Genomic DNA, 21,121 nt, shown 5'->3' on the forward strand with positions numbered 1-21,121 from the left:
GTGCGATCAGACGCCGTAGAAAGCCCGGGCCGCGTCCACGAACAGCCGCTGCGGTGCCAGCCCGGCTGCGGCAGCCAGTCGCTGCGCCGCTGTCAGCCAATCGGCATAGCGATCACCGGCAAGATGCAGCACCGGCCAATCGCTGCCCCACAGCAACCTGTCGCCAAAACACCGCGCCAGATGTTCGACATATGGCGCCAGCGCTTCGGCGTCCTGATGTGCAGCCTGCTCGGTCCGCAAGCCTGACAGCTTGCACCACAGGCCGCGATCAGCCAGGCGCGCCATGTCGTCGCGCCACGGGTCCAGTTCATTGCGCGCAGCAAAAGGCTTGGCCGCGTGGTCGATCACGATCGGCAAATCGGGCCAACGCCGGGCAAACGCTTCCAGGATCGGCAGGTGTCGCGGCTGGACCAAGGCGTCGAAGCGCAAGCCATGCGCCAGCATCGCCTCGAGCGCGGGGGTCAGCGCGTCACCCAAGATCCACGCGCTCTCCGCGATGGACTGCAGCATGGGGCGCAGGCCCCGCAGCTTGCCGTGCCCGGCCAACGCAGCAACCCTGGCTGCCGCACCCGGCGCCGCCAGATCCACCCAGCCAACCACGCCCAATACCCATGGTGTCGCATCGGCGAGCGCCAGCGTCCAGTCGGTATCGGTATCGCTGGGTTGGGACTGGACCAGGATCGTCCCGGCAAGCGGCACCGCCGCCGCTTCCTGCAACAGATCGGCCGGGCCGAAATTGCGGTGGATGGCCGCTTGGGCCGGCGTCGGCCATTCATGGCCAGGCGTTGCGAGGTCCCAGAAATGCTGGTGGGCATCGATCACCCGCATGATGCGTCTTCTCGCAACAGGCCTTGCGCTTTCAATTCCGCCCAGAAATCGGCGGGAATGGGCCACTTCAACCAGGCGATGGCGCGCTCCACCTCGGTGGGGTGGCGAAAACCCGCGATCACCTGGGCCACGGCCGGATGATGCAACGGGAACTGCAATGCGGCGGCAGGCAAAGGCACGCCATGCCGCGCAGCGACCGCGTTGATCCGGCGCACCTTGGCCACGAGTTCGGGCGCAGCGGGGGCATAGTCATAATAGGGCGTGCCCGGCCCGTCCGGCCCCGTGGCCAGGATGCCCCCATTGAACGGCGCGGCCAGCCAGACTTGCGTGCCCGCCTTGAGGCAGGCCGGCAACAAGGCATCGAGGGCCGATTGGTCGAGCAGGGTATAGCGGCCGGCGATCAGGATGGTATCGACCTGCGTTTCCTGCATCAGCGAGAGACAGACGGCCGTTTCGTTGACGCCGAGGCCGATGCCGCCGATGCAGCCATCTTCCCGCAGCCGTTGCAGCGCGCGCCAGCCGCCACCCTGCAACAGATCGTGCCAATGCCCGCCATGATCGGCGCCGTGGGTCTGGCTGCCGATATCGTGGACCAGGAGCCGGTCGATATAGGCCAGGCCCAGGCGGTGCAGGCTGGCCTCGTGCGAGCGCAGGATGCCAGCGGCCGAATAGTCGTAACGGGCGCGGAACGGCATGGGCGAAACGAAGCCATCGTGCAGGCCGGCCCTGCCCATGGCAGTATCGGGCTCAAGCACCCGCCCCGCCTTGGTCGACAGGGTGAAGCCGGTGCGAGCGCGCAAGGCATCGCCCAGCCGCCGCTCGGCCAGGCCGCGCCCATAATGCGGGGCGGTATCATAGTGGCGCAGGCCCAGTTCCCAGGCCTTGTCCACAGTGCTGGCAGCGTCCTCGGCCGAAACCGGGGCCATGAGATTGCCCAACGAACTGCCGCCGAACCCCAGGCGCGTGGCAAAGCCGGTCATGCCACGGCCACCCTTTCGCCCAGGCGGCGGGCAAAAAACGCCACGCCGGCAAAGCACAGCAACGGCAGCACCAGCGCCGGATGCAGCGACCCGGCATGAAGCGCGATCTGTCCCATCAGCGGAGGAACAACCGCGCCGCCAACGACCGCCATGACAAGGCACGACGCACCCAAGGGCATCAGCGGGCCCAGATCCTCGATGCCGAGGGCAAAGATCGTGGGAAACATGATCGACATGAAAAAGCTCGACAGGATGAGCGCCACAACCGCCACCGTGCCGCCCGACAAGACGGCCAGCGCCATCAGCACCATGTTCACCACCGCATAGCCCACCAGCAGCACCGCCGGGCGAAACCGGATCATCAGCGCCGCGCCGGCAAAGCGCCCAAGCATGAAAAGGACCAGGCTGAACGACAAGAGGTATGCCGCCTCCCGCTCGGTGATCGTCGGCAGGGCATCCTTGGCAAAATCGATGAAGAAGCTCCAGATGCCCACCTGCGCGCCGTTGTACAGGAACTGGGCAATGACTGCACTGCGCAGCTTTGGGCGCGCCAACAGGCGGCGCGCGGCACCGGCTTGCAGGGGCGCCGCCGCGCCGGTCTGGAGCCTGGGCAGCGGGGCAAAGACAAAGGCAAGCCCAACCAGCAGGACCGCCAGGCCGAGCACGAGGTAGGGCACCTGCACCGTCTGCGCCTCGCTCGCCCGATAGGCCGCCCGCTGCGCCGCGCTCATCGCCGCCAGCGCGGCGCTGGAATGCTCCACGCCGGAAAAGATGAAGAGCCCGCCGATCAGCGGCGCCACGACACCGCCGATCCCGTTGAACGCCTGCGCCAGGTTGAGGCGCTGCGACGCGGCAGCCGGCGCACCAAACGCCGCAATGCAGGGGTTGGCGGCGGTTTCCAGAAATGCGGCGCCCGCCGCGATGGCATAAAGCGCGGCCAGGAACAGGGAAAACGTCCGCGCAAGCGAGGCAGGATAGAACAGGAAGGCGCCCACGGCATAGAGCGCCAAGCCCACCAGGATGCCCGCACGATAGCCATAACGGCGCATGATCATGCCGGCCGGCAAGGCCATGGTGAAATAGCCGATGTAGAACACGAACTGGATGAACCCGGCTTCTGCCCGGTTGAGGCCCAGCGCCTTCTGGAATTGCCGGATCAGGATATCGTTGAGATTGTTGGCCAGGGCCCAAAGGAAGAACAGGCTGACGACCAGCGCGAACGCCACGCCGAAGCCCGGAAGGATGAACCCGCCCGCGCCGGAATGCCCCTCGTCTGCAGGCCCTGCCTTGGCCGGGTCACTGCCGGCCTGCGGCGCAGTGTGCATCAATCCTTCTCCTGTTGCTTGTCTTATCAACCCGATCTGCGCCGGGGCCTAACACACCGTATCGGTCAGACTTCCACAATAGCTTTCAAGATCCGGTCGGCATCGGCGATCAGAATGGCCATCTGATCGGGCAGATCCGCCATCTGCACGCTGTGGGTGTGCAGCGCCGCCACGGGGATGGCCCCGCTGCGCATCGCCGCGATCACCCGTTCGAAATCCGCCTTCAAGGCATTGCGGCAGGCAAGCAGCGTGGTTTCGCGCTTGTGGAATTCCGGATCTGGAAACACGAGGTCGTCCTTCACCACGCTGACCAAGGCGTAAGTGCCGCCGTGCGCCACGAAATCCAGGCCCCGCTGCATCGCCGCGATGCTGCCGGTGGCATCGAACACCACGTCATAGAAATCGCCGTTCGTGCGAGCGGCCAGGTTGGCGTTGAGATCCGCATCCACCAGCAGCACATCGGCAAAGCCGAGCGCATCGCGGGCATAGTCCAGGCGGGCGGCGCGCGTATCGAGCAAAGTCACCAGCGCGCCATCGAGTTGGGCGAACAGGGCAACCGCCACACCGATCGGCCCAGCGCCGGCAACCAGCACGCGATCGCCTGCGGTAACACCGGCCCGCGCAACGGCATGGGCGCCGATGGCCAGGAATTCGATCATCGCCGCTTCGTCGAACGACAGGCCATCCACGTCCATCACCGCTTGTTCGGGCACGGCGATCCATTCGCACAGCCCACCATCGGCATGGACCCCCAGCACCGCGATGTTGACGCAACAGTTGGGCTTGCCGCGACGGCAGGCAACGCATTTGCCGCAGGGTAGGTAGGGATTGATCGTCACCGTCTGGCCGGCGCGGAACGCGGAACCCGCCGGCGCTTCCACCACTTCGCCCCCCAGTTCATGGCCGATGACACGCGGGTAGCTCAGGAACGGCTGGTTCCCGGTGAAGATGTGATAATCGGTGCCGCATAGCCCCACGCGCCGCATCCTGACCAGCACCTCGCCTTCCCCGGCGCCGGGCGAGGCCCGGTTGGCCGCCGAAAGTTCAAACGGCTTCTGGCAAACGATCGCTTTCATGGAATGGCCTTGCACGCGGTTGCGGAATTGATTGCAAATATGAAATGCAATTATCGTTTATGCAATGACGGATTTCGTTCGAGACTCGGACGAAGGCCATGAGGCTGGCAATCGGCATCACGCGAGGCTGATAACAAGGGCGGTTCCCCGCGCGGGCAGGCCAAGCAAGATACGCCGAGAGCGCGCCACCAGCCGAATTTTATTTATTTGTATTCAATATTTTAAGTTCACCTTCACGCCTCACCTTCCGTCGCCTCGATCACCGCAAAGCACCTCAATAATTTTCACATATGCATTTGTATTTTCATTTGTGGCAAGTTGCACTATGATACCGCTCACAACGCAGATGCCGCGATGCGCGGCCTGGATCATGGGAGGGCAATTCGTGATTGCGATCAGACAGGTTTTCGGTGGGGCGTCGACACTCGCATTGGCGCTGGCGTGCAGCCATCACGCAGTGGCCCAGACCGCAGCGCAAACCGACGCGACGGCGCCCCAAACGCCGCAATCCACCGTCACCACCACCACCACCGGTACACCGCCAGCCAACGCAGACGATGATAGCACCACCCAGGGTGCCATCGTGGTCAGCGGGCTGCGGCAGAGCCTGGCGACGGCCCAGGCGATCAAGCGCAACGCCAGCCAGTTGGTCGACTCGATCACGTCGCAGGACATTGGCCGCCTGCCCGACACCAACGTGGCCGAAGCGCTGCAGCGCATTTCGGGGATCCAGATCCAACGCAATCGTGGCGAAGGCAGCGCGATCGCCATTCGCGGGCTTACCGAAGTGCGCACCGAACTGAACGGCCGCGACATCTTCTCGGCCAACGGCGGGCGCGGCCTATCGCTGGAAGAAATCGGTCCCGATCTGCTTTCGGGGGTGGATGTCTACAAGAACCCGTCGGCCGAACTGATCGAAGGTTCGCTGGGCGGTACGGTCAACCTGCGCACGCGCATGCCCTTTGATTCCAAGGGCCAGGTCGTGTCTTTGACCGGCAGCACCACGAACTACGATTTTGCCAAGAAGCAGCATTTCGGCGCTTCGGGCCTGTACAGCAATCGCTGGGAAACCGGGCTGGGCGAGATCGGCTTCCTGGTAAACGCCTCGTGGCAGCAAACCGCGTTCCGCCAGGATGCGGTTCAGATGGAGCCGTATTACTACCATGGCCCCAACGCCATGTCGGGCGCCACGGTGCTCGACTCCCTGGTGCCGGGCTATGAAACGCAGAACGTGCAGGTGCCGGGAGGCGGCGGCTTCAACGATGCAGTGGGTGACCGCAAGCGCTTCAGCGCCGCGGCCGCACTGCAGTGGAAGCCTTCAAGCAACCTGGAAATCTACGCGCAGTTCCTGACGGCGCACTATCGCTATCACGACTATGGCCTGTCGTTCTTTGCCTATGGCAGCGACCTGGCGCCAACCCCGGGATCGACCTACACGGTCGACAACGGCGTGGCGACTTCGGGTTCGTTGCAAGATCCCAACGGGGCTGCGGTTGTCTATCAAGGCAATCGCAAGACCATGACCAACGATTATTCGGCGGGCATGAAGTGGGAACTGGCCAGCAACCTGCATGCCTCGGTGGATTACCAGCACATCCATTCGACCGCGCAAGTCCAGCAGGTCAACCTCACGATGACACTGCTGACGCCGGCGCAATCGGGCCAGCATTACAATCTGCTGTTCGATACCCGCGGCAAGACGCCCTCGCTGTTGATCGACACGCCAGGCTATCTCACCGATCCGGCCAACTATGCGTTTACCGCGATCCAGCCCTATGCCGAAGACAACAAGGCCGATGCCGACAGCCTGCGCGCCGATCTCGATTGGGACTTTGGCGAAAGCGGCCTGCTGCGCAAGATCACCGTGGGCGCCCGCTATTCCAACAAGCGCGCGATCAACCGCAATACGACCTGGGGCACATGGACGGCGATCGATGGCTCCAATTGCCCCAATTCGGTGTGCACCGGGGCCGATTTCCCCGAATTCGTCGAGGCCAATGCGCTGCAAAGCTCGCTGCTGCGCGGCCAGGCCGCAAGTTCGGTGTTCGGCAAGGTCTTGCAGTGGCGGCTCAGTTCGGCGGCCAATCCCAGCCAGGCCTTTGCCGATGTGAAGGCCATTTCCGGCCAGAACATTGCGTTCCGCTCGTTCGATTCACCCGACGCGTTCAACGGCCGCGTCACCGAAAAGACCACCTCGGCCTATATCCGCGCCATGTTCGGATCCACCGTGCTGGGCATGGACTGGGACGGCAACGCGGGCGTGCGCTATGTCCAGACCAAGCAGACCGGCGTGGGATCGAGCGTGCTGAGCTATCGCACCGACAGTTCGACCTCGGCCGTCACCGTGGTCGAGCCCTATACCGGTGGGCAGGACTATACCAAGTGGCTGCCCAGCGTGAACCTGCGCCTGAAAATGACGCCCACGCTCCAGGCTCGCTTCGCGTTTTCCAAGAACATCAACCGTCCTGATTTCACCCAGCTCAACCCCAGCTATTCGCTGACGCCAACCTACAACGGCACCAGCACCACGCCGACCACCGTCAACCCCAGTCTGCCCTATGACGCCCAGACCAACCCTTATGCCGGCACCGGCACGGTTGCGGGCAATCCCAACCTGAAGCCCGAGCGCGTGACGTCGTTCGATGCCTCACTGGAATGGTATTTCTCGCCCACCGGCTATGTCTATGCCACGCTGTTCAAGAAGAACCTGCGCGATCTGGTCGATAACCGCACTTATTCGATGACGCGCGATATCGAAGGCGTGGGCAACGTCGAATTCAACGTGACCACGCTGGTCAACGTGTCGAAGGGCGGCGTAAAGGGTTTCGAAATCGGCGCACAGCGCTTCTTCGATTTCCTGCCCGGCTGGCTCTCGGGCTTCGGGGTTCAAGCCAACTACACGCTGGCAGACAGCAACGCCGGCGTGATCGCCCAGGGCACGGCAGGCAGCACCAACCAGGTGGCGGTGCCGCTGATCGGCCTGTCGAAGCACAGCTTCAACCTGATCGCGCTCTATGACAAGTTCGGCTTCAACTTTCGCCTGGCCTATAATTGGCGCAGCAAATACCTGCTGACCACAACCGGCGTGGGCACGCAGACGCTGCCCGAATTCGTCCGCCCCTATGGCGTGCTCGATACATCGGCGAGCTATGATTTCAACGAGCACCTCTCGCTCACGCTCGATGCCTCCAACGTCACCAACACCGCCTATCGCAGCTATCTTGGCACTTCGGCCAATCTGCGCGATTTCAAGTATGATGATCGTCGGCTGTCGGCGCGCGTGCGCGTGCGCTTCTGACCGGTTGCGGGCGGGCCGCTTTGCATGGCCCGCCCGCTCACCATGCTATCGACGGCAAGGCCGGAGGAATGAAAATGGGCCAGAGCGCGGTGCGCCATGTCACGATCGTGGGCGGCGGCACGGCCGGTTGGATGGCCGCCGCCGTTTTGGCGCGCAGCCTGCCGCCGGGCCGCGTGACGATCACCGTGGTGGAATCATCGGCCATCGGCACGGTCGGCGTGGGCGAGGCAACGATCCCGCCGATCCTGCGCCTCAATGCGCTGCTCGGTGTTGACGAAGATGAACTCGTCCGCCGCACCCAGGCCACCTACAAGCTGGGCATCGAATTTCGCGATTGGCGCGCGCAGGGCCACACTTACTTCCACCCGTTCGGCACCCTGGGCGCAGACCTGAACGGGGTGGATTTCCACCACTACTGGCTGCGCACGCGCCAGGGCGAACTGGCCGACTATTCGCTGCCGGCGCAGGCCGCGCACGCCGGGCGGTTCGCCAGGCCTGCCGATGACCCGCGCAACGTGCTCTCGCGCATGGCCTATGCGCTGCATTTCGATGCCACGCTTTATGCGGCCCTGTTGCGCGACATCGCCGTGCAGCACGGCGCCGTGCATGTGGACGGCCGCATCGTGGATGTTGCCCTGCGCGATGACGATGGCTTTGTCGAAAGCCTGCGCCTGGAAGACGGGCGCGCGATCGGCGGCGACCTTTTCATCGATTGCTCGGGCTTTCGCGGGTTGCTGATCGAACAGGCGCTGTCGACCGGTTATGAAGACTGGTCACACTGGCTGCCGATGAACCGGGCCCTGGCGATCGGCACCCGCACGCACCAAGCACCCCGGCCCTTCACGCGGGCAACCGCGCAGGATGGCGGCTGGATCTGGCGCATTCCGCTGCAGCGTCGCGTGGGTAACGGCCATGTCTATTGCAGCGACTTCATCAGCGACGAAGCCGCGCATGACACGCTGATCGGCCAATTGGATGGCGAAGCACTGGGCGAAGCGCGCCCGCTGCGCTTTGTCACCGGGCGTCGCAAGCAGGCATGGAACCGCAATGTCGTGGCGCTGGGCCTGGCGTCGGGATTTATCGAGCCGCTGGAATCGACATCGATCCACCTGGTGCAGCAGGGCGTGACGACGCTGTTGTCCCTGTTCCCCGCCGACCGCATCGATCCAGTCGAAGTGGCCCAGTACAACCGCCTGGTTCGCCGCGATTTCGAAACGGTGCGAGATTTCGTGATCCTGCACTACAAGCAGACACACCGCCGCGACACGCCGTTCTGGCGCCATGTCGCGGCGATGGAGGTGCCCGAAAGCCTGCGCGATCGGATGGCGCTGTTCGCCGCCAACGGGCGCCTGATGATCGAGCCGGGCGAACTGTTCACGCAAACCAGTTGGGCCGCCGTCATGCTCGGCCAGGGGCTGATCCCGCGCGGCTATGATCCCCAGGCCGATCTGGTTCCTGCGCCAGAGCTTGAAGCGCAGCTTGGCCGCATGCGCGGGTTGATCGCCCGGGGGTGGACGCCCTGCCCGCGCACCTCGATTTCATCAGGCACGCGGGCGGCCTGGCGGTTTCAGCCTGAATAGCGCACGGTCAGGGCTGCTCGGCCAGGCTATAGATCCGTTCCGCGGGCACCCATTTCACCTCCGCCGGCGCAAACGGCAGTCGGCGCTGAAACTGGTCCATCAGCGTTTCCCAGGCACGGACATCGGGATCGGTGGCATCGCGCTGCGCCTTGGCCGCGGCCGAAAAGGCCGGCCCGGTTTCCATGATCATGCACAGCCGGTCGCCCACCTGCCAGATTTCCAGCGCGCGGATATCGCTTTCGCGGATCGAGCGGGTGACGGCCGCCGGCGGGCCGCCGGGCCGATGCCACATGCGATAGGCGCGGATCGCCTCCGCCTCGTCATGGAGATCGAGCATCAGCACGTGCCGTTCGGTCGGCGTGCTCACCGGTAATGCCCCATGGTCACTTTAAGCACCTGCGGGCGATCGGTCAGGTTCAGGCCATAGTCGGTCTGATCGCCGTTCCAGATGCGTGTCATCACCCACTTGCCATCGACCATGCGGCCTTCTTCGGCGCGCAGCATGATGCCCTTGCCGGGCGAGCCGGCCGCCGGCGCGAAATTGACCCGCACGTGGTCTCCGATCAAGAGAAACTCATCGTCCGAAAGCTGCATCACGGCAAAGCCACCAACCGGCTTGTCGGCGGCCGGCGTGGGATCGGCCTTGAAGAACGTCCATTCCTTCATGCCAAACTGCCACTCGCCCCAATCGCCGCTGATGGTCCAGTTGCCCATGGTGGTGGAAATCGGCTTGCCGTCATCGGGCTTGGCCCCGCCCCAGGTGGGGCGAGACACCGCCAGTTTGGCCCAATCGCGCATCATCTGCGCCAGCATGCTGTATGGCAGGGCAAAGGCCCCCAGGGTCTTGTCGTCGAGTTCCTTGGCGCCCAGCGGGTAGTTCATATAGCCGCTCAGATCCATGCCGAACGGGGAAAAGCCGATTGCCCCACGCCCCAGCGCCGGATAGAAATAGCGGCCGAACAGCACCGAATTGCCGATTTCCGGCACCATCAGAGCGTTATCCGGGCGGTTGTACTTGTCCATATAGAACAGCACGTTGTCGCTTTTTCCGTCATAGATGTCGGGCGCGGCCAGGTCGATCGCGGGCGCGGCGGCCTTCCACACGTCGATCACGTCCTGCTGCGGTCCGCCGCTGGCCACGCCATCGGGATCAGGCAGGTTCGATGGCCCGGCCAACGCCGCGTTGACATACATCGGCAGCGGCTTGATCGCCTTGCCGGCCCGGGCGATCTCGTTGACGTAGCTGGCGGTGTACCAGGTGTTGAAATAGCGATCGGCCTGCGCCCCAAACGCCTGCGACCAGGTGCCGGTGCGGCCGGTTGCTCGCGCCAGGGCCGTGGGAATCGGCTGGGCAAACAGCCGCTCGGCTTCCGCGCCATGGTCACGGGGCAAGCGATAGCTGCCGGTTTCGTTTTCCACCTGCACCATGATCACGGTATTGCGGGCGTCGTGCGCGCGGATGTATTCCATCAGCTTGACGAAGGCGCGCTTGTCGCTGGCCAGGGTATTGGCGCCATGCGCGCTCAGCACCTGGTGGTCTTCACCGTCCTTGCGCTTCATGCGTGGGAAACGCCGGTTGTCCAGCTTCACCCAATCGGGTGTATAGCTGTAGTTGGTGTTTTTCCAGGTGCCAAACCACAGCAGCACCAGCCGCTTGTCATGCTGGCGCGCCTGATCGAGCAGCGTGCTGAGGTAGGAGAAATCGAACTGGCTTTCGACCGGTTCGATCTGCTGCCAGGCAACCGGCACCTCCAGCGTGTTGGCGTGGATGCGATCGAGCACGGGCCAGATGGTATCGAGATAGGCCGGGTAGTTGACCGCATTGTTGGCTTGCGCACCAAGCATGAAGAACGGCGCGCCATCGACGATCAGCGCGTGACGGCCGTTGCGCGTCTCGATCCGGGGCAGCGGCGTGGCGGCATCGGCCGCCGGGCCACCCGCCGCCCATGCCGAGGCTGGGCTCACCAATGCCAGGCCGATAGCCGCGATCAAACTCTTTTGGTGCTTCATGACCTCTCCTCGCCTGGGCTTGCGGACGCTTGATCCTGTCACAAGCAGGCCGCCTTATGTTAGCGCTATCTACATCGCGCCGGCAAATCTGCAAATCTGTCGATTCGCCTGCCAATGATGTTGCATTTTGAAAATGCATTTGCAAATATGGTAATACAGCAAGCACGGACGCAGGCTTTCACGCCTTTTGCCGCCGCGCGCCAGGGGAGGTAGAAATGGACGCAATCACCAAGCGCGATCTGCTGCGAGGATCCGTGGCCACCGCGCTGGGCCTTGGCGCCGCCGGTGCGAACGCCGCTGCGCTGGGTCAAAGCGCCGGCCAGCAGGACACTGCCCCCGAACCCGGCCTGCCGCCGATTGCCAAGGGGCGTTTCGATTCCAGCGTGGCGTCGCTCAAGACCTATCAGACGCCCGACTGGTTCCGCGACGCCAAGTTCGGCATCTGGTCGCACTGGGGCGTCCAGGCCGTGCCCCGACAAGGCGATTGGTATGCCCGCTTCATGTATGTGCCGGGCCATCCGCACTATGACCATCACCGCAAGACCTATGGGCACCCTGCGGAATCCGGCTACAAGGATATCATCCCGCTGTGGAAGGCCGAGCGTTTCGATCCCGAAGCGCTGATGGATCGCTATGCCGCCGCCGGCGCGAAGTATTTCGTGTCGATGGGCGTGCATCACGACAATTTCGACCTGTGGAAGTCTACCCATCACCGCTGGAACGCGGTCGCGATGGGGCCAAGGCGCGACATCGTGGGCGAATGGCAGCGCGCCGCCCGCCGCCGCGGCCTCAAGTTCGGCGTGTCTGAACACTTGGGCGCAAGCTATACCTGGTGGCACCCCAACGGCCTTTACGACCAGTTCTGGCCCAAGCTGGGCGTGGCCTATGACGGCGCCGATCCGGCCTATGCCGACCTCTATCATGGCAACCATGACGAGCCGTTCCGCAACACGCCGGAAAGCTGGTACACGCAGAAGACGGCCTACCACCGCATGTGGCTGCGCCGGTTGCGCGACCTGGTCGACAATTACGAGATCGACCTGCTCTATTCCGACGGCGGCCTGCCGTTCGGCGAGATCGGACGCTCGCTTGTCGCGCATCTTTACAACACCAGCATCGCGCGCCGCGGGCGGCTCGACGCAGTCTATACCTGCAAGGATTCCGGCTCGGGCGAGTTCCACAAGGAAGCCTGCGTGCAGGATGTAGAACGCGGCGTGATGAACGGCATCCACCCGCTGCCCTGGCAAACGGACACCTCGAACGGCGACTGGTTTTTCGCCGAAAATTCCGATTACAAGACGGCCCGGCAGATCATCGCCATGCTGGCCGATATCGTCAGCAAGAATGGCAACATGCTGCTCAACGTGGTGCAATATGCCGATGGCAGCCTGCCGCCGCAGTCAGACCAACTGCTGGCCGATCTGGCCGCCTGGATGAAGATCAACGCCGTTGCGATCCACGGCACGCGGCCCTGGCACGTCTTTGGCGAAGGGCCCACCGAAACCGCCTCGGGCATGTTCAAGGAAAGCGGCGACTACACCGCGCAGGACATCCGCTTCACCACGCGGGGAGAAACGCTTTACGCGCTGACCCTGGCCGAAGCGACCGGCCCGGTGGCCATTGCTGCGCTGGCGCAGGGCAATCCCCATGAACGCCGCCAGGTTCGGCGCGTGCGCATGCTGGGCCATGGCGGCCGGGCTTCGTTCCGGCAGACCGACCAGGCGCTGGTAATCGATTTGCCCACCGCCAGCCCCACCCGCCAGGCCACCGCCTTCGAAATCACCTTCGCCTGAATTCATCGCGTTTTGCCAAGGATCATCAGACCCATGCCACGCCGCTCCACCGCTTTCGCCCGCGCCGCCCGCACGGCTGCCACCCTGGGCCTGGCCATCGCCCTGCCCGCCATCGCCGTGCCCCAACAGGCCGCCGCGCAAAGCGCACAAGGGCATCCTGATTGGCCCGGCGCCGGCGATCTGTTCGTCGGCACGTGCTACCAGCCGATCGATCGCTCGCCCGCGCAGATCAAGCAGGACATCGCGATCATGAAGGCGGCCGGTTTCAACATGGTGCGCATGGGCGACCTGTCGTGGGATTCGTTCGAACCGGAAGAAGGCCGCTTCACCTTCGAATGGTTCGACGATGTCATCGCGCAAATGCACAAGGCCGGCATCAAGGTGATTGTCGATATCCCCGGCCAACCCGCGCCGATCTGGCTGCACAAGGCCTATCCGGGGGTGGACCTGGTCAACCAGGAAGGCGCCCGGCTGCATCCGGCCACGCGCTATTGGGACAATATCAGCGATCCCGATTACCGCCGCCTGATGCGCCGCATGGCTGAAAAGATCATGCAGCGCTATGCCCACAATCCGGCGGTCATCGCGCTGGGTTACACCAACGAGATCGGCAATGGCCAGATGTCGTTTTCCGAGGCGGACCGGCAGCGCTTCATCACCTGGCTCCAGCACAAGTACGGCAGCATCGAAGCCTTGAACAAGGCCTGGGCAACCCAGCGTTGGTCGCGCCGGATCAACAGCTGGGATCAGGTCGACTTGCCCTATCTCCACGGCCCCGGCCCCAACGAACGCTATCTCGACCTGCACCGCTATTGGTCGGATGACACGGTGGGCGCGCTGCGCGAACTGGAAGCCGTGCGCAAGCAGTTTGCCCCCAACCTGCCCGTGGCATCGAACTTCTGGCCGACCGCCTGGGGCAAGGGCTTCGACTATCTGCGCGCCTGGGAAGGCATTTCCACATATGGCGCGCAAGGGTTCTATCCCGGCGAACCGGTGGGCGCGGCGTTCGAGGTGATGATGAACAAGGCGGGCCACACCACCCCGGTGTGGTTCAACGAATTCACCGCCGGCGGGGGCGGTTTCTATGGCACACCCGGCCGTTCGCGCATGTGGGCCTATTTCGGGCTGCTCTATTATTCGCAGACGTTCCTGGCCTGGACATTCAATTCGCATAGCGGTGGCGAGGAACAAGCGCTGTTCGGCCTGGTCGACCACGATGGGCGGCCATCGTGGAAAGTGGACGAATTCGCCACGATCGCCCGCGAATTCAAGGCGATCAAGGCGCTCGGCTTCCCGCGCTATCACACACCGCAAGTGGCCCTGCACTATTCCTTCGACACCAACTGGCTGACCTCGCCACCCGAGGGGCCCAACACCATGCAGGAATACTTCAAGGGCAAATACCAGGAACAGGTGAAGGCCGGCTTCGAACCGTTCTACCGCGACAATATCGACACCGCAGTGATCGACATCGGCCACGATGCCATCGACAAGTACAAGCTGGTGGTGCTCTCCAGCGCCTATGTCATGGACCAGGCCACGTCAGACGCAATCCGCAAGTATGTTGCCAATGGCGGCACCGTGATCATGACCGGCTATTCCGCGAAAGTGGACAGCACGGCCAAGTGGTTCGAAACGCCCCTCCCCGGCGGCTTGACCGATGTGTTCGGCCTGCGCACCAACGAATTCTATCGCGCGCCACAGCCGCTCAAGGTCTCGTTCGCCGGGCAGGCGCTGACCGGCACCGACGACTACTATGAAGTCCTCGAACCCTCTACCGCGCAGACGCTGGCGACGTTCGAAAACACGCCCAAGCGCAGCCCGGCAATCACCGTCAACCGCTTTGGCAAGGGCCGCGCGATCTATCTTGCCACCGCGCCGCAGGCGGCCCTGCTCGGCCCGCTGGTCCGCTCGCTCTATGCCCAGCTTGGCATCGCGCGCGGCCCGGAAACGCCCGAAGGCGTCGTCGCGCGCGAGGTCGATGGGCGCACGCTCTACGTCAACACCACGCCCGCCCCGATCACCGTGCCCATCGCGGGTTCCAAGACCGGCGCGATCAGCAAGCAACGCTACACCGGGCACCTGGATCTGCCGGGCTATGGGGCAGAGATCGTGGAGTGAAGGAACCGCCGTTTGACTGCCGCCATATCTCATATAATGCAAATCCGCCCTGAACCAGGACGGACGGAGCATTGATGCGAACAGGTCCCAAAGCGAGTTATGCCGCGCCCGCGGTGGAGAAGGCTTTCGAGGTGCTGGAGCTTTTCGCCAGCCGCCCCGATGGCGCCTTGATCAGTGAAATGGCGGTTCAACTGGGCCGATCCGTGGGCGAGATCTTTCGCATCGTCATCGTCATGGAAAAGATGGGAATCCTGCGCAAATCGCACAAGGATGATCGGTATTCGGTGGCCTACAAGTTCCTCGATCTGGCCTACCGCGTGACCCATGCCAAGGATCTGGTCGAAACCGCAAAGCCGGCCATGCGCCAATTGGCGCTGGATACCGCGCAATCCTGCCATCTGGTGGTGATCAACGACAGCGCGGGCATGGTGATCGCCCGCGAACAGAACCCGGGCACGCGCGGCTTCTCGCTGCGCCTGGGGGCTGCGGTGGATATCCTCAACAGTTGCTCGGGCCAGGTCTTGCTGGCGTTTTCACCCGAGGAACTGCGCGATCACGTGATCGAGCAGGCATCCCGCCTGACCCCGCAACCACCATCGCGCGCAACGTTGGACAAGCGGTTTGTCGCCATTCACCGACGCGGCCACGAACAGCGCAAAAGCCCGATAACCCGCGGCGTGACCGACATCAGCTATCCGGTGTTCGGGCCCGATGGCATGGCCGCCGGCGCGCTGACGATACCCTTTCTTGAACTGATCGACGGATCGCAACGCGTGGACATGGAAACCGCACGGCAAATGCTCGACCGGGCCGCCCAGGAGATTTCCATCTCGCTTGGCCATACGCCCAGGCCTTGACGCGCTAGCGCGGCCGACAGCGGTGATACCGCTTCAAGCGCACTGGCGCTATTTCGGAAAGGCCGCCGCCAGATAATCGATCAGGGCGCGCACTGCCGGCGGCAGGCCGCGCCTGGTGGTGAAGACAAGGTGCACGATCCCCGTCTGCGCCCGCCATTCGGGCAGCACGTGAACGAGCCAGCCATCGGCCAGGGCGGCTGTGCAGACATGATCGGGAAGCAACGCCACGCCAAGGTCATCAATAGCTGCCGCGCGCACCGCGGTAAAATCGCTGCACGTCATGCGCGGTTCGTGGCGGAGACGATGCGCCTCGCCACTCTTGCGTTCAAGCACCCATTCCACTTCGCCGATCTCGTCGGACGTGCCCAACGTCGGCACTTTGGCTAGCGCGGAAAGATCGTTGCCGATGCGGTTGGCCACCTGCGGGCTGGCAACCAGGATGCGCGCCGATGTGCCGAGCGTGCGCATCGTCAGCGCGGCATCGCTGGTCAGCGCCACGCGCACGCGCAGGGCCAGGTCGATGCGCTCCTCGATCAGATCCACGGCCCGGTCCGTGGCGACAAGCTGCAACCGCACCCGCGGATGGCGCGCTAGAAACCCCGGCAGGATTTCCGAAAGGATTTCGACCAGGCCGGTGGGGCAACTGAACCGGACGCGCCCGTGCGGCTCGGCCTGCGCTTCGGCAACCAGTGCTGCGGCCTGCTCCGCTTCGGCAATCATCGCGCGGCAGCGCTCATAAAAGGCCTGGCCCACATCGGTAACGCGAAAGCGACGGCTCGATCGCTCGATCAGCCGCGCGCCAAGCCGCGTCTCAAGCGCAGCGATGCGGCGACTGAGCTTGGACTTGGGCTCTCGCAGTGCCCGGCCCGCCGCGGCAAAGCCACCGTGGGCGACCACTTCGGCAAAATAGGCGTAATCGTTGAGATCGGCGCGCATCATCGTTCCCCTGATGGAACGATATGTATCATTTCTGCAGACTACAGCCAAGATCGTTGCAGGTTCATATCCCTTTCCAGCGGCGCAGGAACGCGCCGACCATACAATCAGGAGCATGAACCATGACGCAGGATTTCAACAACAAGGTGGTGGTGATTACCGGCGGCACCTCGGGCATAGGCCTTGCCACGGCGCAGGCCTTTGTGGCAGCGGGCGCATCGGTGTTCATCACCGGCCGCCGCCAGGACACGCTCGACGCCGCCGTTAAAGCCATCGGTGGGCGAGTGACCGGCGTGCGCGGCGACATGTCCAACCTGGCCGACATCGATCGGCTCTATGATGCCGTCCAGCAGCAGCATGCCCAGATCGACGTGCTGTTCGCCAATGCCGGGGGCGGCAGCTTCGCCCCGCTCGGCGCGATCAGCGAGGAACAGTACCAGCAGACCTTCGACACCAACGTGAAGGGTGTGCTGTTCACCGTGCAAAAGGCTCTGCCGCTGCTGCGTGACGGGGCTGCCGTGGTCATGACCAGTTCGACCGCCGCGGTTACCGGTACGGCCGCCTTCAGCGTCTATTCTGCCACCAAGGCCGCCGTGCGCAGTTTCGCGCGCAGCTGGATTCTCGACCTCAAGGACCGCAAGATTCGCGTGAACGCCGTAAGCCCCGGGCCGATCGAAACCACCGGCCTCGTCGAACTGGCTGGCCCCGATGCCGCCGCCCAGCAGGGCCTGCTCGACATCCTGGCCGGGCAAGTGCCGCTCGGTCGCGTTGGTCAGCCCCAGGAAGTGGCCAAGGCCGTGCTGTTCCTCGCTTCGGACCAGGCGAGTTTCGTCAATGGCATCGAACTCTTCGTCGATGGCGGCATGGCCCAGATCTGACGCGATCGGTGCCTGGCGGCGCTGTTCGCTTGTCGAGCAGCGCCGCCAGGCCTGCGCCATCAATCAGTCCGCGGTCCAGCCACCATCGACAACCAGACTGGTTCCGGTGATCAGGGCCGAAGCATCGCTGGCCAGGAACACGACCGCGCCCATCAGGTCTTCCACCGTGCCCAGGCGGCCCAGCTTGATCTTGGCGAGCACGCTTTGACGGAACGCCGCGTCTTCGAAAAACGGCTTCGTCATCGGCGTTTCGATGAACGTCGGGGCGATCGTGTTGGAACGGATGCCATGCGGCGCCAGATCCAGGGCGAAAGCCTTGTTAAGCCCCTCGATCGCCCATTTGCTGGCACAATAGAGACTGCGGTTGGGCCCACCGACATGGCCCATCTGGCTGCCGATGTGGATGAGGCTGCCCCCTGCGATCCCTTCGGCCAGCATGGCCTTGACCGCGGCTTGCGCGACAAAAAACGCCGACTTGACGTTGAGATCGAGCACGGCGTCATAGTCTGCCTCGCTCACCTGCCACAGCGGCATGGGGCGATTGGTGCCGGCATTGTTGACCAGCACGTGGAACGCCGGCCGTGCGGCAAAGAAGGCGGCCACCGCGGCCGTGTCGCTCACGTCGAGCACGGCCGCCTGGGCCTTCCCGCCGGCAGCCACGATCGCCGCAGCGCCCGCCTCGATTTCCGCAGCGGTGCGGGCAACCAGGGTCACCTCCGCGCCGGCCTGGGCCAGGGCAGCCGCCATGGCCAGGCCGATACCCCGCCCCGCCCCGGTGACGAGCGCGCGCCGCCCATCGAGCCGGAAGCTGGGCGTTTGCGGCAGCGCGCTGATGCTCTCCCCGCTCATGCCCTGGTCAGTTCCGAAGGTTCTGCCTGGCCGGCATAGGGCACGTTGCGCCCGCCAAAGCGGCGCACGCGGATATTGGCCTGTTCGCCATGGCCGGCAAAGCCTTCCAGTGCGCACAGACGGCTGCAATATTCACCCACCAGCGCGCTTGCCTCGTCGGTCAAGACCTTTTGGTACGTGCAGGTCTTGAGGAACTTGCCCACCCACAAGCCGCCGGTATAGCGCGCAGCCTTCTTGGTCGGCAGGGTATGGTTGGTGCCGATCACCTTGTCGCCGAACGAAACGTTGGTGCGCTGGCCCAGGAACAGGGCGCCATAGTTGGTCATGTTCTTGAGGAAATAGTCGGGATCGGCGGTCATCACCTGCACGTGCTCGCTGGCGATATCGTCGGCGATGCGCACCATCTCCTCGTAGCTATCGGCCACGATCACTTCGCCAAAGCTTTCCCACGCCTTGCGGGCGTGTTCGGCCGTGGGCAGGATGTCCAGCAGGCGGTCGATTTCAGCCATGGTGGCGCGGGCAAACTTCTCGCTGTTGGTCAGCAGGACGCCGGGGCTGTCGGGGCCATGCTCCACCTGACCGAGGATGTCGGTCGCGGCCATTTCGGGGTCGCAGCCGATCTCGTCGGCAATGATCAGGGTTTCGGTGGGGCCGGCAAACAGGTCGATCCCCACGCGGCCGAACAGCTGGCGCTTGGCTTCGGCGATAAAGGCATTGCCCGGGCCAACCAGGATATCCACCGGATCGATGCTCTGCGTACCAATGGCCATGGCACCGATCGCCTGGATGCCCCCCAGCGCATAGATTGCATCGGCGCCGGCCATGGCCTGCGCGGCAACAATGGCGCGCGCCGGCTTGCCCTGGAACGGCGGCGCGCAGGTGATCACGCGCGAAACCCCGGCAACCTTGGCAGTGATCACGCTCATGTGTGCCGAGGCGAGCAGCGGATACTTGCCGCCCGGCACATAGCAGCCGGCCGCGTTGATCGGCACGTTCTTGTGACCCAGGATCACGCCAGGCAGCGTTTCGACTTCCACATCCTTCATGGAATCGCGCTGGATCTGGGCGAAATTGCGGACCTGCGCCTGGGCGAATTCGATGTCCTTGCGCTCTTGCGGCGAAAGGCTGTCGACCGCCGCATCGATCTCAGCCTGGCTCAGGCGGTAATCGTCGCGATCCCAACCGTCGAACTTGATGCTCATCTCGCGCACGGCCACATCGCCGCGCTGCTCGATATCGGCCAGCGCCGCCTCAACGATATCGCGCACCTTGCGGTCGGTCGCTGCCTTCACGTCTGCGGCCGCGCCGCGCTTGAGCCATTGGGCCATCTGCGAAAATCTCCCTGGCGATCGGTCACTCCCGTCGCTTCACCCACCAATGAATACATATTCACGAAGAATTTGGAATATGCAATTTTCGATAGAGATAAATTCGCTTTTTTGATTTGAATGCATATTCACCGATCGGCGCATGCCAGGCGCTCATCGCGCTGATCTCCGTTTGACCGCCTGCCTGCCCAACGATAGGAACCAGGGATGGTTGATCCGTCCGACGCCAATCTGCCCCCTGCCGATACCGCGGCGCCGTCCGTCACCGTGCACGACGTGGCCCGAGAGGCTGGCGTCTCGCAATCGGCCGTTTCGCGCGCCTTCACACCGGGTTCCAGCCTCGCCGCGGACAAGCGCGAACGTATCATCGCCGCGGCCGCGCGGCTTGGCTATCGCCCCAACCCGCTGGCACGATCGTTGATCCGGGGCAGATCGGGCATCGTCGGCGTGGGGGTGGGCAATCTTGCCAACCCCTTCTTCGTCGAGACGCTGCAGTTGCTGTCGGATTGCCTGGACAGGACCGGTCTGCGTCTCATGCTGTTTCCGGCACAAGGCGAACCCTCGATCCAGGACGTGCTGCATTATCGCATCGATGCGCTGGTGCTGTTGTCGGTAAGCCTGTCGTCCATGCTCGCCACGGAATGCCGGCGTGCAGGCGTCCCGATCATCCTGTACAACCGCACCACCGACCAGCGTGAAACCTCATGCGTTGTGGGGGACAACGCGATCGGTGCCCGATCCGTTGCCGCGCACCTGCTGGCCGGTGGCCACCAAAGGCTCGCGTTCATGGCAGGCTCGCCCGACGCGTCGACCAATATCGAGCGTGAGGCCGGGTTTACTGCCTATCTGGCGGAACAGGGCCATCCCGCGCCGCTGCGCGAATGCGGCCATTTCGCGTTCGACGCTGCCATGGCCGCCACGCGCCGCCTGCTCTTGCGGCCCGATCGACCGGACGCGCTGTTTTGCGCGAACGATACCATGGCGCTGGCCGCCGTGACCGTGGCAAGGCACGAGTTCGGGCTCGATGTCGGCCGCGAGATTTCGATCGTCGGCTATGACGACGTGCCGATGGCCGCGTGGCCCGGCTTTGCGCTGACCAGCTATTCCCAGCCGGCGTCGCTGATGGTCGATGAAACCGTGCGCCTGATCCACGCCCTGCGCCAGTCTCCCAAGAGTCATGAAGCCGTGGTCTGCCCCGGCACCCTGGTCATCAGGGGCAGCTCGCGCCCGGTGCGGGTGGAGCAATTCACCCGCTAGGCCGG

16 protein-coding genes are annotated in these 21,121 nt (G+C 64.1%); 7 read left to right on the plus strand and 9 right to left on the minus strand.

From position 1 onward, the window contains the following. Window positions 1–6 precede the first annotated feature (6 nt). The 4 genes from R9J51_RS15105 to R9J51_RS15120 form a co-directional block, all read right to left on the minus strand. Window positions 7–828, minus strand: coding sequence for an amidohydrolase family protein (locus R9J51_RS15105; protein WP_179504929.1), 822 nt, complete (start codon window positions 826–828; stop codon window positions 7–9). Next, a complete protein-coding gene (locus R9J51_RS15110; RefSeq protein ID WP_179504930.1) occupies window positions 819–1,808 on the minus strand; it encodes an aldo/keto reductase in 990 nt (329 codons plus the stop codon). Before R9J51_RS15110 ends, R9J51_RS15105 begins: the two co-directional genes overlap by 10 nt. Beyond that, on the minus strand, window positions 1,805–3,133 hold the full coding sequence (fucP, locus tag R9J51_RS15115) for an L-fucose:H+ symporter permease (protein ID WP_179504931.1): 1,329 nt from the start codon (window positions 3,131–3,133) through the stop codon (window positions 1,805–1,807). Before fucP ends, R9J51_RS15110 begins: the two co-directional genes overlap by 4 nt. Before the next feature lie 65 nt (window positions 3,134–3,198). After that, window positions 3,199–4,209, minus strand: a complete 1,011-nt coding sequence (locus R9J51_RS15120) for a zinc-binding alcohol dehydrogenase family protein (RefSeq protein WP_179504932.1) — start codon at window positions 4,207–4,209, stop codon at window positions 3,199–3,201. A 385-nt stretch (window positions 4,210–4,594) separates the two neighbouring features. On the opposite strand from R9J51_RS15120, the gene R9J51_RS15125 reads away from it, so the two are divergent. Both R9J51_RS15125 and R9J51_RS15130 read left to right on the plus strand, forming a co-directional pair. Next, the gene (locus tag R9J51_RS15125) at window positions 4,595–7,507 is read left to right on the plus strand and encodes a TonB-dependent receptor (protein ID WP_432787542.1); all 2,913 of its coding nucleotides are present in this window, start codon (window positions 4,595–4,597) and stop codon (window positions 7,505–7,507) included. A 68-nt stretch (window positions 7,508–7,575) separates the two neighbouring features. After that, the gene (locus R9J51_RS15130; protein ID WP_432787543.1) at window positions 7,576–9,087 is read left to right on the plus strand and encodes a tryptophan halogenase family protein; all 1,512 of its coding nucleotides are present in this window, start codon (window positions 7,576–7,578) and stop codon (window positions 9,085–9,087) included. 7 nt (window positions 9,088–9,094) lie between these two features. On the opposite strand, the gene R9J51_RS15135 is transcribed toward R9J51_RS15130, so the two are convergent. Both R9J51_RS15135 and R9J51_RS15140 read right to left on the minus strand, forming a co-directional pair. After that, window positions 9,095–9,424 carry an L-rhamnose mutarotase gene (locus R9J51_RS15135; RefSeq protein WP_179506503.1) on the minus strand — a complete coding sequence of 110 codons (330 nt, stop codon included), beginning with the start codon at window positions 9,422–9,424 and terminating at the stop codon, window positions 9,095–9,097. Between the two features lie 26 nt (window positions 9,425–9,450). Next, a complete protein-coding gene (locus R9J51_RS15140) occupies window positions 9,451–11,097 on the minus strand; it encodes a DUF5597 domain-containing protein (protein WP_179504933.1) in 1,647 nt (548 codons plus the stop codon). A gap of 215 nt (window positions 11,098–11,312) precedes the next feature. Here R9J51_RS15140 and R9J51_RS15145 point away from each other — a divergent pair, with 215 nt between their 5' ends. From R9J51_RS15145 to R9J51_RS15155, 3 genes are all read left to right on the plus strand, one after another. After that, window positions 11,313–12,890 carry an alpha-L-fucosidase gene (locus R9J51_RS15145; RefSeq protein WP_179504934.1) on the plus strand — a complete coding sequence of 526 codons (1,578 nt, stop codon included), beginning with the start codon at window positions 11,313–11,315 and terminating at the stop codon, window positions 12,888–12,890. A gap of 33 nt (window positions 12,891–12,923) precedes the next feature. Beyond that, window positions 12,924–15,011: a beta-galactosidase gene (locus R9J51_RS15150; protein ID WP_179504935.1), complete on the plus strand. Its 2,088-nt coding sequence runs from the start codon at window positions 12,924–12,926 to the stop codon at window positions 15,009–15,011. Window positions 15,012–15,085: 74 nt separating this feature from the next. Further along, entirely contained in the window at window positions 15,086–15,868 is a 783-nt protein-coding gene (locus R9J51_RS15155; protein WP_248290342.1) for an IclR family transcriptional regulator, read from the plus strand. Window positions 15,869–15,916: 48 nt separating this feature from the next. Here the strand turns inward: R9J51_RS15155 and R9J51_RS15160 are convergent, their stop codons facing one another. Then, window positions 15,917–16,807 (minus strand): LysR family transcriptional regulator, encoded by an 891-nt coding sequence (locus tag R9J51_RS15160; RefSeq protein WP_179504936.1) that lies wholly within the window; start codon window positions 16,805–16,807, stop codon window positions 15,917–15,919. 119 nt (window positions 16,808–16,926) lie between these two features. Here R9J51_RS15160 and R9J51_RS15165 point away from each other — a divergent pair, with 119 nt between their 5' ends. Next, window positions 16,927–17,682 carry an SDR family oxidoreductase gene (locus R9J51_RS15165; protein ID WP_179504937.1) on the plus strand — a complete coding sequence of 252 codons (756 nt, stop codon included), beginning with the start codon at window positions 16,927–16,929 and terminating at the stop codon, window positions 17,680–17,682. 63 nt (window positions 17,683–17,745) lie between these two features. Here R9J51_RS15165 and R9J51_RS15170 read toward each other — a convergent pair whose 3' ends face one another. Both R9J51_RS15170 and hisD read right to left on the minus strand, forming a co-directional pair. Beyond that, window positions 17,746–18,531 (minus strand): SDR family oxidoreductase, encoded by a 786-nt coding sequence (locus R9J51_RS15170; protein ID WP_179504938.1) that lies wholly within the window; start codon window positions 18,529–18,531, stop codon window positions 17,746–17,748. Beyond that, complete coding sequence (gene hisD / locus R9J51_RS15175; RefSeq protein WP_179504939.1) at window positions 18,528–19,859, minus strand: histidinol dehydrogenase; 1,332 nt, start codon at window positions 19,857–19,859, stop codon at window positions 18,528–18,530. The genes R9J51_RS15170 and hisD overlap by 4 nt, the downstream gene beginning before the upstream one ends. Window positions 19,860–20,066: 207 nt before the next feature. Here hisD and R9J51_RS15180 point away from each other — a divergent pair, with 207 nt between their 5' ends. Further along, entirely contained in the window at window positions 20,067–21,116 is a 1,050-nt protein-coding gene (locus R9J51_RS15180) for a LacI family DNA-binding transcriptional regulator (protein WP_169474654.1), read from the plus strand. The last annotated feature ends 5 nt before the right edge of the window (window positions 21,117–21,121 follow it).

Source organism: Novosphingobium rhizosphaerae, assembly GCF_050920675.1.
Classification (GTDB): Bacteria; Pseudomonadota; Alphaproteobacteria; order Sphingomonadales; family Sphingomonadaceae; genus Novosphingobium; species Novosphingobium rhizosphaerae.